A 15,760-nucleotide genomic window follows, 5' to 3' on the forward strand; every position below is an offset into this window, starting at 1 on the left:
CTTCGCACTGTTGACGCCATCTTTCCCCTACCATCAGACCATATGCTCATCTTCAACGTCAACCTACGAAAAGCATTCATCAGGCTCTTTATTTTTTATTTATCTCATAACCCTGATATCCGTCAGAGCCACCTCATCGCCCGTAAGTGCCACATAGACATCTCCGGATCCTTCTTTTATTAAGGTAGTGTTCTCTATTTCTATTCCGAGGTTTTCGGTACTTGTCCGTATCTTATTACCGTTTTTCAGTAATAGCACCTCGCATTCAGCGCCTTCCTTTGTAAGCTCCTTCCAGTTATCCCATCCGGTAAACTCATTCTTTTTCTTCATTGAGATAATATTTTCCGCACAGGTCAGATCCCCGGATACTTCTCCGTTTATTTTTAAAAGAGCATATTCTTTGTATCCGTTACCGCCTACCTTCCCGTCATCCGAATAGAAAAGTAAGATATACGGACAATGCCATACAAGATTCGCTGAAGGAAGTGCAAGGAAATGAAAATATATTCTCAGCTCATCTTCCAGTTTTACCCCTTCAGTTGATGCAGTCCTTGTCCTGTCTATCTGAATATTCGGAATGTCAGACTGTAATCTGTCTGTATAGCTGATGACATCCGAGATTCTTTCAATATCAGCTTCCGTTATTTCTCTGTCTGTCCGTTCAATTTCTATATCCCTGATATGACAGTTTTCTCCCGTCAAAGCCGCAAAAGCTTCCTTCGTATTATCAAAGAGTGCAATTGACGCGGTAATAATGCTGTCACCGGCAGTCATCTCAAATTTGATGTGATCCTCATACTTTGCCATTGTTATCACATAATTTACCGTCTTTTTGCTTTCATGCGCGCTGCCTTCAGTGCTCTTATGTACTACTTTCATATTTCTGGCACATGTTGATATATAATGTCCGTCCGGCCAGATTTCACCGTATTCCTGGTACTCATACGCTTTAATAGACTTTGGATTGTCATGAAAATGCCTGTCATATGAGTCAAATAAAATAACTGACGGTGTAGAAAAACCATTTTCCGACGTAACCATTTCATCACAGGTAAAACGTATTTTTGTAAAATGTGAAGTAATCGGTACTCCCGCGGAAACTGCGCTTCTGTACGTTCTGCAGACAAGCTCCGTTTCAACAGGAACCTCTGTATCACTGTTAATAAATTCCCTATCCATAATCTGTATCATTATCTGAGCAAATTCGGGGTCAAAGTATGTCCCCGATTTCATGACAAATTCTTCCCTGACTATGATATAGGGAGTCGCTTCACTGTACCTTTCATCCGTTGTAAGTGAAACATATGCATCTGCAACTGCTATTATCCTTGCTATCTCAGGAATTGCATTTCCTTTAAGGCCTTCGGGATAACCGCTTCCGTCATACCTCTCGTTGCTGTACAAAACTCCGTCCCTTAGATACGGGTATTCTGCAATATCCGACAGGATTTCTCCGCTGATTACAGGCTTACTCTTTAATATTTCCAGTTCCTCGTCAGTAAGATTCTCTTTCTTTTCTATTATGCTGTCGGGAATTCCGAGAAGACCTATATCCTGAAGGAGTGCTGCATAGTAAACCTCATTGCATCTTTCCTCATCCTTACCTGCCATCTCTGCAATCCTCTTTGCCAGCCTTGCAACCTTCAGCGAGTACCCTTGAGGATGCGCCTCCTTCTTTTCAAGTGTTTTTACAAATGCCGATGTAGTCTGATCAAACAGACGCTTCATGCGTTGTTCGCCTTCCTTCAGTTCTCCGATTTCAATCTGATGTGCCCTTATGGCAGCACCGTTTATATCTAAGTATGTAAATATATAAAGCGAAATTGAAACAAGTACCATTGCCATATTTACAATCGAAATGCCGTATTCGAAAATCTGTATAATTCCCATTATTATCGGAACAAAGATATAGAGAACCAGCGACACATAAATAAGATTGCTCACATCCTTTTTATGCTGCCTTATAACCGTATACTGAATAATCGGGCATATAACGGGTATAAGATAGCAAATAAGAAATCCCGGTCCTCTGTGATAGACATTGTTTTCATCAAATGTATAAAAAAGTCCCGTAAACTGCGATATGATAACAAGCAGCATTTCTATAGCAGAACTTACCATTACCAGCTTAAGGCGAAAAGGAAAATATTCGATTTTTTTATCTCCGTTATAGAGATCAAGAAGATACAGATTAAAAGTAAATACAATACCGGCAGTCAGAAAAAACACAAAGAAATTGCTGACTCTCACCCATATATATCCGGATAGTGATGTATCTCCGGAATAAATATATGCCATACGGTCAAAGGACAACAGGCTTGTTGCTATAATCTCCATGGCAATCAGAATCATCTTTCTTCTTTTCCCAAGGAAATGGGTAACAAAGAGCAATATTGCAAAAGAGACGCAAGCTGAAGCCAGTGACAGCATGATATTCAGTTGATGAGTCCGTATCAGATCAAACATGTCTGTGCTCCTTGCTATCCTTTAATCCGCCTGTTTAAAAGTTCTTCCATTTGTTCCCAATCGAATTTCTTAAGTCCCTTTCCCAAGGCTTCAATTATTTTCGCATCCTTTGAAGGAAGGTCATATTCTTCGAGGCTATCAAGTACCATCTCCACTCCGTCGTAATCCATCTGAGGCACAAGGTCCGTAAGGGCTTCATAGGCATCCTTAAGCATATCCTCCGGTATCTCACCCTTTTTGTCTTTTGAGAGGGGCTTTCCCTTCAGTAAAGACAGCTTTTCTTTATATGCCATATATTCCGACAAAAGTATTCCGGTATACTCATCAATGTATTGCAAATCCTGCTTATTACCCGCATTTTCCAAGTCTGCAGCAAGCTCTGATAGTTTTTTCGCACCTATTATACGGGCAGAGCTCTTTAGCGCATGAACCTTGATTGTATACATTCTAATGTTTCCGGTTTCATAGGAATCATTAATTATTTTTGCATTCTCATCAATGGTTTCAAAGAACAAATTAAGCGCAAAAATATATGATGATATACCACCTGAGTTCTTTATACCATCCTCTACGGATATACTTTCAACATCATTTATCCAAAGCATATCTTCCGGCATTTCCGAAAGATCAATAACAGCATCCTCTCTTGTAGGTATTTCCATTTTATTTTCCGGAATATGCTTCATGATTGTGGTTTCAAGCGTTTCACTGTCTATTGGTTTAGAGAGAAAGCCATTGAAACCTTTTTCCTTATAAAATTCTTCACCAGCAATAGAGTTCGCAGTAAGGGCATACACCGGAACATCCTTATTAAACTCCCTGATAATCGCAAGAGTTTCTATGCCGTCAAGCCCGGGCATCATATGATCCAAAAGAACAACATCATAATCATTGTCCTTTAGCTTGTTGATGGCTTCCTCGCCGCTGTCAGCTGTCGATACAAAAACCTTTGTAGCCTTAAGAAGTCCCTTTATAACATTAAGGTTCATCGGATTGTCATCTACTACGAGAATATCCGCATCAGGAGCTATGAATTTTGGAATGTAAGGTCCGCCGGTCTTTGTCTCATCACGCTCTATGAAAACTCCCAAAGGAGCATCATCTGTTATTTCCTGATTCAGCGTAAAAATAAACTCAGAGCCTTCACCGTAAACACTCTCGCACCAAAGCTTTCCACCAAGTAGCTCTGCAAATCTTCTTGAGATGTCCAGCCCAAGACCGGTTCCCTGAATGGCACTGTTCTTTTCCTCATCCAGACGCTCATAGGCAATAAACAGTTTTTCCATATCCTCTTCTTTAACACCCATTCCCGTATCCTTTACGGAAATCCGCAAAAATGCTTTATTTCCATGCCGTTCATCCATTGATACGCACAGGGAAATTCCGCCCATGCTTGTATATTTGACAGCGTTTGTAAGAAGATTCAAAACTACCTGTTTTATTTTTCCGGAATCACCGTATAATTTCTGTGGTAAAATCTCATCCACAACGACATCAAAGGTCAGTCCTTTTTCAGTACTCTTTATCCTGATCATTGAGACGATTGAACGAAGCATATCCTGAGTGTCGTATTCCTGCTCCACAAGATGCATCTTGCCTGACTCTATTTTGGACATGTCAAGAAGGTCGTTAATAAGTCCAAGCAAAGACTCCGTAGCATTACGTATATCAAAAGCGTAATTCATAACGGACATAAAATATCCCTTAGGCACATTTGTGGGATCTTCTCTCATGGTCATCTCGTTCATTCCCATTATGGTGTTAATGGGGGTTCTTATCTCGTGTGAAATATTAGCAAGGAACCTTGATTTTGCAGTATTTGCGTTCTCTGCCTCCTCCTTTGCGATCCTGATTTCTTCGTACTGTTTCCTGATGACTGTGGAGCGCATTACCCACCACACTATAAAACCTGCAAGAGCAGTAACAAGCGTCATGAAGATAACCCTCAGTATGATCAGCTCGGAAAAACGGGGAGCTTTTCTTATCTCAAAGGTCTGATCCTGAAGAATTTCTTTTGTCACATCATTCAATATCTGGATGTGTAAAACATAATTTCCATACGGAAGATTGGTATACTCGAGGGGCATAAGCTCACTCCTTGGATATATACTTCCCTCGTCCTTGTAATTTTCCAAAAACAGCTTGACTCCGAGATTCATCATCGTATAATCCATAACCGCTACCGAAATCTGTATTCTTCCGTTGGATGCCGGTATCTGATATATTCCGTTTTCATCCTGCAATATTTTCTCATTATCACAGTTTATGGATCTTACATCGACTAAAATTGTGCCCTTTTCTTCAAAAAAATCATTTATATTGACCTTGATAACGCCGTTCTGCCCCGGAATATAAAGGTCACCATTTTTATCCAAAGAGCTGAAAGAATTCTTGGTTATAACATAAGGCAGACCACTGTTAATCGTATATGTTTTATAATTTTTTATACTGTCCTCCAGCATTTCTCTGACATCAACTACAAAAATCCCATAGGAGGATAATACCCATGCATTACCGTTTTTATCAAAATGCATGTCATAATTATCGGTATATGGGAAGGATGTTATCGGAAAAACTCTTCCACTTCTCATACATTCAATTGAATTGGAGGTAACAAGCCAGATAACCTCTCTCTCATCATCCTTGATAATTCTTGAAATAACATCACTGGTAAGGCCGTCGTCTCTGCCAAGGTGCTCAAGGGAATTCCCTTCCAGGATATAAATACCGAAGCCATCCGTTCCTACGATGATCATGCCTTCATTAGTCTCTGTTACCGAGACAATAACCGTATTTTTAACAACATTATCCGACGTAAAAGCAGGTGCAACCCTGTTATTCTTAATAGCAACAAGACCTTCGTTTGTTCCGACAAGAAGTCCTCCGTCTTTTTTGGCGCATATACATCTGATATGATTATCAGGCATACCGTTATCTGTAGTATAAGCAGTTATCTCCTCATCGGGTGAATAACATACAAGTCCAAGGTCTTTTGAGGAAGTAGCCACCCAGAGATTTCCGTCTTTATCCTCCTCAAGGGCACGTACCCTTGCACCTTTTATATATTCTGTCAGGCTGTTCTCAACTGTCTTTCCGTTTTTATCCAGAATTCCAAGCCCGTTTTCTGTTCCGATATACAGCTTGTCATTATACAGGTATGTGGCATTTACAACTTCCCCGGAAAAGCCCTGCACATTTGTGTAATCAATAAAGTTATTGGTTACGATCTTCATAACTCCCTTGGTAGATGAAGCAAGCCAGATATTCCCCTGATAATCGGAGGTTAACATTTCTATTCCACTGTCAACGGGGATATTCTCTATAACTTTAAAATTTTTATCTTCATCAAGATATCCTACCATGTGTTTGGAGGACACCCACACTCTGCCACAATCATAATTAAGCCAATGAACATCAGTAAGTGGCTTTACGGAGATTTTTTCCATTTTCCCCGCGCTGTCACCGAATTGTCCATGATAAACAATACTGCCTCCTGTACCAAGAAATACTTTTCCGACCTCGACAGGATCTGTCATTAGAGTAGTGATTTTATCTATACCAAGATCTGAACTCTCATATATTTCGGCAAGACTGCAATCCTCTATCGCAAAGACTATGCCGTTTGCAGTCTGTCCGTAAATTTTTCCGTTTTTGTCACTTTCAAGCTTTAATACTCTTTCCTCACTTAATTGTTTTACCTGAAGCTTATTTATTGTATTACTCGAATCAACGTAGCATACCCCTGCGGTTGTTCCTATAAAAATATTTCCATTGGCGTCTTCTGCAAATACCCTTATGGATGAGGAAGTAAGTCCATCCTTATATGTAAAATGTTTGCTCTTATCTCCGTTTAAAACAACTACGCCGTTATCATTTGTTCCAACCCAAATACGTCCCTTGCTGTCCTCAAAAAAGGCTCTTGCACTTGTAAGGCCGTCTGTAGTGTCAATTCTCTCAAAGGTCGTGCCATCATAACGTATTACTCCGCTATAGCTTCCAATCCATATATATCCGTTCGTTGCACCCAAAATAAACATTGCGTCAGAGGTAGGTAATCCGTTTGTTGCATCGTAAAGCTCTGTTGAAAATGAGGCATTGGTAATCTGACCTGTCGCCGCATAGCCTCCTCCGTATTCCGAGCTATCAGAAAAAGAAGTTTCCTCTTCTGATGCAAGGCTTATGAAGTGATTAAATGACAACAGGATTATGCCGGCTATAAAGGCTGCAAGAAGCCTTATTTTTTTGCAGTTCTTTTTTTTCACAGGCTTGTTACTCCGTTTAATCTACAGATATAAAAAAAGATGTAATGGTCAAAAATAAATATCGTCAACTACTGATGATTATACTTACTGAGAATAACCTTCACTTCAGGTATTGCCTCCATGAACACCTCAATACACTTGGGATCAAACTGTGTACCTGCGCCCTCTGTAAGTATTTCCAAAGCTTTTTCAAGGGGAAATGCAGGCTTGTAAACACGGGCTGAAGTAAGTGCGTCAAACACATCCGCAACAGCCATTATGCGTGCAGAAAGAGGAATCACTTCTCCGTGAAGGCCCTCGGGATAACCTTTTCCGTCCCATCTTTCATGATGATATGCAGCCATGTTTCTGGCCTCTTTCAAGTAGCTTTCTCCCTTAACAACACTAATAGCCTTTTCTATTATTTCACGTCCGGCTGTAGTGTGGGTTTTCATTATTTCATACTCTTCCGGAGTCAGTTTTCCGGGTTTGTTCAATATCCTGTCTGAAATATTTATTTTTCCAATGTCATGGAGTGGTGCACTTCTTACAACGTCAGACATAAATTTGGGAGTCAGTTTTTCTGTATAATATCCCTTTCTCTCCAGCCCCTCTACTATTATTCTTGCGTATTCCGCAGTTTTCTGAATATGCGCACCGGTATCTGAATCCCTGCTCTCAACCATGTCAGCCATTGTAATGATAAGTCCGTCCTGCATCTTTAACGTAACATCTGAAAAGCGTCTTACACTGCGGATTTTCTCTGTCTGATTAAGTGCCATATCACAGATAATGTGATACATTCTCTCAATCTCATCCCCCGTATGTATATCCATTTTTCTCATCTGCCTTACGGACTCATCCAGCTTTTTCTGATCATCGCCGGCACTTATGAATTTTTCAATGCTCATAACTATACTGTTGATAGGATAGACAATTCCCGTACCGGTGCTCCATAAACCAAAAGCCAGTATCAGAATAAAAAACGCAGACATAACCAGTATTACACGGAATAGAAAGTTCCACATATATTCCGCCATATAGGATAATGAAACGTCAGCACCCGCGTAGCCTCTGCAGATTCCATTGCTGTCCTTTATCGGATACAGGGCCGTAAGTGCCCACCCCATAGTATTGTTGCTCTCAACAGGCTCTATTAGTTTTCCTTCAAGAAGATCATTGATATAGGGCAAAATATCCTCTTCAAAAGGGACCACCGTTCCCGATGGAACTCCTTCCGCGCCCTCTGCGCCAAGATCAATTGCAACATAGAATCCGTCATCCCTTATCTGAGCTATATATAAATAATTAACTCCTACCGCATTATTTCTGATTTTATAAAGAGTTTCCTTTACATCATCATACCCCGGCACAGAATCTCCGCCATCAACATAATCATCTATCATATAAGGATTGATCATTTCTGCCGCAAACTGTGCTGCATTTTTTGCGCTTTCTGCCCTCTGATGCTTTTCGGTTTCATAATAAAGGCTTATACCAACCCAGCTCATTATAGCCGTGAGTGCCAAAGAACACCCAAGAAGCATGAAAGACATCTTCATACTTAATGAGTGCTTTGAATCAGCTTTTAGTGAGCTTAATTGTTTTGCTTCACTGACAGAAAGCGGACGCTGTTTCCATCCGCTGTTTTTTATTCTTTTTCTCTTATCAACGGGAATAAAACGAATAAATAGTGCAGCAATGGTATAGGAGATACCTTTATCCAGAATGCTTGAAACAATGGAAATGAGAATAAATGAAAGAAATCTGTCCATCCCCATTGAATAATATGCTGCATCAATAAATGCCGTAATGGCGCGGTTTTGCGGCGCACCTAAAAAGAACCACTGGATGAGGGTGCTAAGAATGCCGCTCACAATACCCAGCGAAATAATAAACACAAAAATATTCCGAATTTTGTTATATGCTCTTTCCCTTATAAACCATGCAGTATAAATGGCCGCAAGCGCATTTATAAAGCCAAAATAGACGGTTTCCCTATTATAAAGGGCTCCGGCCACATTGGTCATAACAGCAGTCATTATGCCCGGAAAAACTCCGCCCAGAGCTGCTACGGACATAGTTCCTACTGTATCAAGATAAATAGGAAGTTTAAATTTAAATGCTATAGATGACAACACAACATTTACTGCGATTCCCACACAAACAAGCAGTACTCGCAGTAAACTGTTGTATTTCGATTTTCGTATACCAAATTTCAAGGCTTATCCCTCCATATATCATAATCGAGGGTTGTTTTTTATCAATTGTATTTATTCGAAAAAACATATAATTATACACATCTGTGCATATATTTTACCATGATTTAGTATGTCAAAATCTTAAATTAGCATAAAAATGCTAAACTTATCATATAAAGTTTATTTAATATATAGCTTAACCTTGCCACATATTCCGGTGGGGTCTGTGACCTCGTGGTTAAAGTCAAAAGGTGCTGAAGGGTAATTTCTCTGATCTCTTGCAGGTGTTGTAGCTACCTCGCATATGATTTCATTCTCACCCTGCTTTAGAAAATCTCCGATACCAACGGTATAAGGTGGTGTCAGTCTTATTTCTGAGATTTTGCCGTTTACCGTCACTTTGACAACGTCATATACCTGCTCCATTTCAAGATATGCTTCCTTAACATCGCGGTCGAGTTCCACGGTTTTTCTGTATCGAAGCACACCAGCAAAATCAGGATGTTCATTACTGTACGGTTCTAAATCCCTTAAGATTTCTTCATCCCCAAAGGCAGGATATTCCTTTGCTTTTACTGCAGATACCTTCCACTCATGTGAAATGTCAATTATCTTATCTGCTGCCCGAAGTCTTCCTGACAATGCGCAGTATGGCTTAACATCTGCATTTTCTCCCTCTACTATAAGGCAGCTTTCACCTGCGGGAACCTCGATTCTGACTCTGCCGTCCGTCTTTGGATCAAGAGCCCACTTCTTTTCGCGGAAAGCATCAATATAGGTTGCAGGTCCCTCAAAGGGAAGATTAACAATACCGTTAAAATCTTCTTCCGCGGATTCGTTCATAAGCATTATTATCTGCCTGCCATCCTTCTCGTACCGGTACATGGTCAGGTCTGCAAACTCCTCCTCAAGGAAAGGCCGATTAAAGTCGTTGCACTCAAGCTCTCCCGCCACCTCATCAAGGCTTACTGTAGTAAACAGCTTTTTCCACTCATCCTTTGAAGGAGCTTTTCTGACTTCATCCATAAGCATTGCCTTTGGATATCCACCGACAAAATATATCGGGAAGGAAGGGTTTTCCTTTTTGAATGCATAGAGTCTCTCGGGAAGATATTCAGCGTAAGGCACAAGTAGTACATCAAAGGTTTCACCGTTTATTACAACCTTATTACCATCTGCGTATCCGTTATAAGTCTTAAGATTCTGCAACATATCCAGGCAGACAATATCAAATTCAATCTGGTTTGTTATGAGTTCTCTGCAGACTTTTTGCATAGGCATGCAGTCTCCGCTCCAATCGCCTTCTCCATCATAGAGAACCGCAATTCTTGCTTTATGAACTCCACTGTTTAAGGTGTCACACATTCTGTTTGCATACTTCATCATCTCTGCAAAATAAGGGAATTCCGGATTGTTTCCTCCTGCATAAAAGTGTGGCGGGCAATCAAAATCGGGATAATTCGCCATAGAGAAAGCATGCGGAACCAGATAATTCACACCTCGTACAAGCAGGTGGTCAAGGAGTCTCTTCATATCACGAACTCCGAAATTCCAACCGTAGGCCCCAAAGAGCTCACACATGGTTCTTCCCTTTTTCTTAGGATCAAGATGTCCTGCTGACGCTCCCATTTTTCCAAGGGCATAGTGATAGAATTCCCCGTCAAGCACAAGAGGACCCATGCCTTTTCTCTCCTGAGCGGGTGCTCCGTAAATAACCTGTCCTCCGATAACATCAATTCCTGCCATGTCCTGACCGCTTATAGCTCTGAACCAGTGCGCATCACCAAGTCCGAGTCTTGAATGAACACCGTTATCCTCAACTACATGTCCGATGTACTCCACACCGTGCTCATGACACCATCTGCCAATGGGCTCGGAAAAGTTCTTTTGATAGAGTCTTGAAACACAGTCCATGTAATCATAGCGAATCTGAGGCTCATGCTTCTTCTCTTCACCCTCAGCAAAAAGGAATACCAGAAGACGCTGATAGTCTTCTCCGCAGCGTTCCTTAAGCATCTCCGCAAGCTCACCGCTCCATGGAAGCTGCATTCCGGGTTTTCCAAGCTTTGTGTCATAGCACTGCTCAGATGTATTTCCAAGCTGTGGCTCATCAGAGAAAAAGCCCGCTATAACATTTCCGAAAAGATCACCGTAATGCTTATAATGTTCCTCATATACACCTTCAATCTGAGTATGGGCGGACACGCTGTCGATCATATTAATGTAGCTCTCGTTTCCACCGTCTGTATATGTGATGTAAAGTACATGAATTCTCCATTGTCCCTTGGGAAGTGTAAAGGTTATCTCATCCTGACCATGGTACTGTCCCATGAGATTTAATTCCTTTTCATGGAAATGATTACCCTCGGCAAAAGGCACTGCAACGATGGATAAAACTTTATTCTTTTCTCTCTCTGCATCGTTAGCAGGCTGACCTATCTGCCAAAAGCCAATTGTCGGCTTCATCATACGGCGAATATTTAAAGTATGCGGTCTTGAAGAGCCAAAGACATCACAGGCAGTACATGCAAGATACTGCTTTTTTCTCTCCGGATATTTCTCTTCAATAAGACCGTTTGCATAACCCGTGGGGAAATGCTTATCATCAAGTATCCAGATTTTCATGTCACGCTTTTTTGCTTCATCAATTACGATATCCATATCGTGCCACCAGCCGGGGCCGCAAAAATCATTGTGTGGTCTTGCTTCCACGCATACAGCTTTTATTCCGCATTCATCTATTTTCTCCATTTCTCTGCGTATTATGGCTTCGTCCTCGCCTCGCATCCAGAGAAACGGCAGTATGTAGTTATTCATTTTTTTCATCTTGTAACTCCAATTTGCCTCCGCTTTCTTATATTTCGAAAACGGAGGCTATTATTATTTCAATTTTTTGTTTACTCTGTAGGATAATCGGGTTCTTTTTCCACTCCGTTAAAGTTCACTCTTATTTCCTCAAATAATTCTGTAGCTGAGTTACCACCGGCGTAGATTCTGAAAAGTCCGTCCTCAAGCAGGTATTTACCCTGATTGTTCCAAAATCCCATCTGCTTTTTGGAAAGCTTACTATTTACAGTCTTTTCTTCTCCGGGGGAAAGTGTAACCTTCTCAAAACCTTTAAGTTCCTTAACAGGTCTTACGATAGATGCTGCAACATCCTGCATGTAAATCTGAACAGTTTCCGTACCTTCTCTGTCTCCTGTATTTTTAACTTTGACTTTGATATCAAGCTCATCCTTATTGTCAGTAACAGAAAGCTCCGAATACTCATAGTTCGTATATGAAAGACCAAAGCCGAAAGGATAAAGTGCCGTAAACGGTGCATCAAGATATCTCGATGTAAACTTGAAGTTACCTGCAGGCCGGCCTGTATTTGGATGATTGTAGTAAATAGGACACTGTCCCGTCATTGCGGGGAAGGATGATGAAAGCTTTCCTTCAGGATTCTTCTTTCCGGAGAGAATATGTGCTATCGCATTTCCCATCTGTATTCCAAGATGCCAGCCTTCAAGAATTGCAGGTACGTTTTCTGCTTCCCAGGAAAGTGCCAGGGGTCTTCCGTTCATAAGAACAAGTACCACCGGCTTTCCTGATGCAAGAAGCTTTTCAAGAAGTACCTTCTGCTTACCCGGAAGAGTGATGTCAGCTCTTGAAGAGGCTTCACCTGACATTGCAACAGTTTCACCGAGCACTGCCACAATTACGTCCCCGTTTTCACATGCTGCCTTAATCTCTTCTTCATTATTTTCGCCCTCGGGACCACCGCAGGGATAATAATTCACATTGGAAAACTCCTGTTTCATTCCGTCAAGAATAGATACACAGTCCTTTTCCTTCCAGCTTATTGCCCAGGCGCCTACAACCTCTCCTTTGTTAGCTGCAAGGTTCCCGACAAGGCTGATTTTTGCATCCTTCTTAAGCGGAAGGATATTTCCTTCATTCTTTAAAAGTACTGCTGACTCTTCAGCTGCTTTTAATGCCAGGTCTTTGTGGTCCTGCGGAATCTCTTCATATCTCTTCATCGCATCCTCGGATACGTAAGGGTGATCAAATAGTCCAAGCCACATCTTTACAGAAAGAATTCTTCGGCAGGCATCGTCGATATCCTCCATGGAAACCTTTCCCTCTTTTACGGATGCTTCAAGATTTTTGATATAAATCTCTGTACCCATATCCATATCAAGTCCGGCAACTGCTGATTTTTCACCTGCATCCTTTTCATCCTCGGCAATGCCGTGAACAACACACTCCTTTATAGCATTTGCATCACTTACAACAAATCCGGGAAGTCCCATATTGTCCTTGAGAATGTCGCGAAGTGCCCATTTATTCACAGTACTTGGAACTCCGTTCAGATCGTTGAAGGACGCCATAGCTGTCTGCGCGCCTTCCTCAACCGCTGCCCTGAAGGGCACAAGATAATTGTTATATAAAATGTGGTTAGCCATGCTTACAGTGTTATAGTCCTTACCCGCTTCTGCTGCGCCGTAGCCCACAAAATGTTTTAAGCAAGCTGCCACGTAATTTTCATTTTTCGAATGGTCGTTTTGAAGGCCCTTTACCTTTGCTCTTGCAAAGCATGATCCAAGATACGGATCTTCTCCCGGTCCCTCAGATACTCTTCCCCATCTTGCATCTCTTGCAACATCGAGCATCGGTGCAAAGTGCCATGCAACACCTGAGCATCTGGACTCCTTCGCCGCCATATTGGCTGTTTTTTCCATGAGTTCTGTATCAAATGAGCCAGCCTCAGCTATAGCAATCGGATAAACAGATCTGAAACCATGTATTACATCAAGTCCGAAGATAAGCGGTATTCCAAGTCTTGTTTCCTCCACGGCAATCTTCTGAAGTTCATTGCATTTCTCGGGATCCTGAACCATGAGTGAACCAACCTTGCCTTCTCTTATTGCATCCTCATGGTAGTCTGTCTTTGCTGTTTTCATGATGTTCTCGAATTCTTCTTTTGAAAGTCTTCCGTCAGTCATCATCTCGATGAGCTGCTCAAAAGGGACATCAAAGCCTCCGACTATTGAGACAGACTCCTGATTCATCTGCCCTATTTTTTCTATCAGTGTCATCTTTGAGAGCAGTTCTTCTACCCTGTCTTTCTGCTCTTTTGTTAATTCTATTGCCATTTTATCCTCCAAACAATTATACCTGCCGGATATTCTTTAAATCTCAGTTACCTCTATACTCTGCGTATTCAAATTTCGCTAAATTATCAGAACCGTTTCCGTTACCTGTCGCAAACATTCCAAGCATTGTTCCGACCATGCCACCTACTTCTTCGGGATTTATCTTCTTACCGTCCGCATGTGCATAAAACTCTGTCAAACTATCCGCACTCTGTCCCATGTAGAAACTGTAGTCCTGTCCATTTGCTTCAAGCTTAAGGATTACAGGTCCATCAAATTCCAGCTCGCATTCCTTTAAGATGCTTTCCGTTGTTTCGCTTTCGTATCCCGGCATGAAAGGAAGTCCCTTCTGCTTTGTTGTCGCAAGTACAAGTGAAAGAATCTGCTTTCCGTTCCTGCAGCTTTTTTCAAATCGGTACTGGTGATTGCACTGCTGCATTATCACCATGCCTGCGCTTTCGCTTCTTCCTTCGTTTATGCCTGCATTAAATTCCATGCTGATTTCGAATGAAAAATCCATGTGTCTCTGTCTTCTTCCGACAAAGGCTACGTTTTCATCCTTTTTAGTCTTTGGCGCAAAGCTTACGGGAAGGAGCTCCCTTGTCATTGGTCTTGCAAGACATTTAAGGCGAAGCTCGCTGTTTTCAACACTAAAGTATTTTTCCGAAGGTGTTCCCCAAAAACTCCAGTCCATTCCGAGTTCAGCAGAATCAAAATCATCTCTGCTTACATACGTTGCATTTTCAGATTCCTCGCACCATGGAAGATCAGGGTCTGCCTGATATGTGGTTTCAACTTTTCCTGTATCTTTACTGAATACAGGCCATCCTCTCTGCCAATCCACAGGACAGATAAATGTCTCACGTCCCATATTCATATGCTGACCTTCAATGATCCTTACTCCAAGCATCACTGCATACCACTTTCCTGTCTGAGTCTCCACCAGGTCCGCATGTCCAATATTTTCAATAGGATAATCCCATCCAAGATGTCTGTGTGTAAGAATCGGATTAGCAGGATTACCTTCATACCATCCGTCTATAGTCTTGCTTCTTGCGATCATTACTGAATGGTTGTGCTCAGTGCCTCCTTCGGCAATCATTAGATAATAATAATCGCCCACATGATATATATGCGGAGATTCCGGCGCCCATGCACCTCTCATGGCACTGTTCCATATTTTCTTTCTCTCACCGCATACCTTGAAATTCTCGATATCATATGGAGTTAAGTAGAAAGCTCTGTTGTTATCCTGTTCCTTGTCCTCACCGGGGCTTACCAGATAGCACTTGTCATCGTCATCAAAAAATATGGAACAATCAATATCCTGAATATCAGTAATGTAGTGCGGCTGTGACCACGGTCCCTTGGGATCCTTTGCTGTAACAATGAAATTACCTTTGTCTCCAAAGTTACAATTTATAATATAGAATGTTCCCTTGTGATAGCGTATGGTCGGTGCCATTACGCCGCCTGAATAAAGATTTGCATCTGTATAAAAACCATTTTCGGTTGTCATTGCATAACCGATCTGTTTCCAATGGGCAAGATCTTTACTGTGAAAAATCGGTATTCCGGGACAAAGTTCAAAGCTTGAATTAGCAATATAATAATCATCTCCCACTCTGCAAATAGATGGGTCCGGATAAAAACCGGGGATAATAGGATTTTTTATTAAGTGTTCCATAATATAACACCCCTTTCAATAAACAAT

The 15,760-nt window shown here is 41.4% G+C and carries 6 protein-coding genes; all 6 read right to left on the bottom strand.

The annotated features are described in order from the left end of the window. Nucleotides 1–99: 99 nt before the first annotated feature. Nucleotides 100–2,466: an HD domain-containing phosphohydrolase gene (locus tag BV60_RS0112865; RefSeq protein WP_029322372.1), complete on the bottom strand. Its 2,367-nt coding sequence runs from the start codon at nucleotides 2,464–2,466 to the stop codon at nucleotides 100–102. Between the two features lie 14 nt (nucleotides 2,467–2,480). After that, complete coding sequence (locus BV60_RS0112870) at nucleotides 2,481–6,728, bottom strand: hybrid sensor histidine kinase/response regulator (protein ID WP_051656713.1); 4,248 nt, start codon at nucleotides 6,726–6,728, stop codon at nucleotides 2,481–2,483. Between the two features lie 68 nt (nucleotides 6,729–6,796). Continuing rightward, on the bottom strand, nucleotides 6,797–8,929 hold the full coding sequence (locus BV60_RS0112875) for an HD-GYP domain-containing protein (protein ID WP_029322375.1): 2,133 nt from the start codon (nucleotides 8,927–8,929) through the stop codon (nucleotides 6,797–6,799). 159 nt (nucleotides 8,930–9,088) lie between these two features. Then, a complete protein-coding gene (locus BV60_RS0112880; RefSeq protein WP_029322376.1) occupies nucleotides 9,089–11,734 on the bottom strand; it encodes a glycoside hydrolase family 2 in 2,646 nt (881 codons plus the stop codon). Between the two features lie 71 nt (nucleotides 11,735–11,805). Continuing rightward, entirely contained in the window at nucleotides 11,806–14,046 is a 2,241-nt protein-coding gene (locus BV60_RS0112885) for a glycoside hydrolase family 3 N-terminal domain-containing protein (protein ID WP_081846679.1), read from the bottom strand. A gap of 43 nt (nucleotides 14,047–14,089) precedes the next feature. Continuing rightward, nucleotides 14,090–15,733 (bottom strand): glycoside hydrolase family 43 protein, encoded by a 1,644-nt coding sequence (locus BV60_RS0112890; RefSeq protein ID WP_029322380.1) that lies wholly within the window; start codon nucleotides 15,731–15,733, stop codon nucleotides 14,090–14,092. Between the last annotated feature and the right edge of the window lie 27 nt (nucleotides 15,734–15,760).

It is taken from the genome of Butyrivibrio sp. AE3004 (assembly GCF_000703165.1).
Classification (GTDB): Bacteria; Bacillota; Clostridia; order Lachnospirales; family Lachnospiraceae; genus Butyrivibrio.

What these genes read in the sequence shown, in the direction of transcription:
- BV60_RS0112865 (WP_029322372.1), bottom strand. Translation starts at nt 2,466, where the DNA reads ATGTTTGATCTGATACGGACTCATCAACTGAATATCATGCTGTCACTG.
- BV60_RS0112880 (WP_029322376.1), bottom strand. Translation starts at nt 11,734, where the DNA reads ATGAAAAAAATGAATAACTACATACTGCCGTTTCTCTGGATGCGAGGC.
- BV60_RS0112885 (WP_081846679.1), bottom strand. Translation starts at nt 14,046, where the DNA reads ATGGCAATAGAATTAACAAAAGAGCAGAAAGACAGGGTAGAAGAACTG.
- BV60_RS0112890 (WP_029322380.1), bottom strand. Translation starts at nt 15,733, where the DNA reads ATGGAACACTTAATAAAAAATCCTATTATCCCCGGTTTTTATCCGGAC.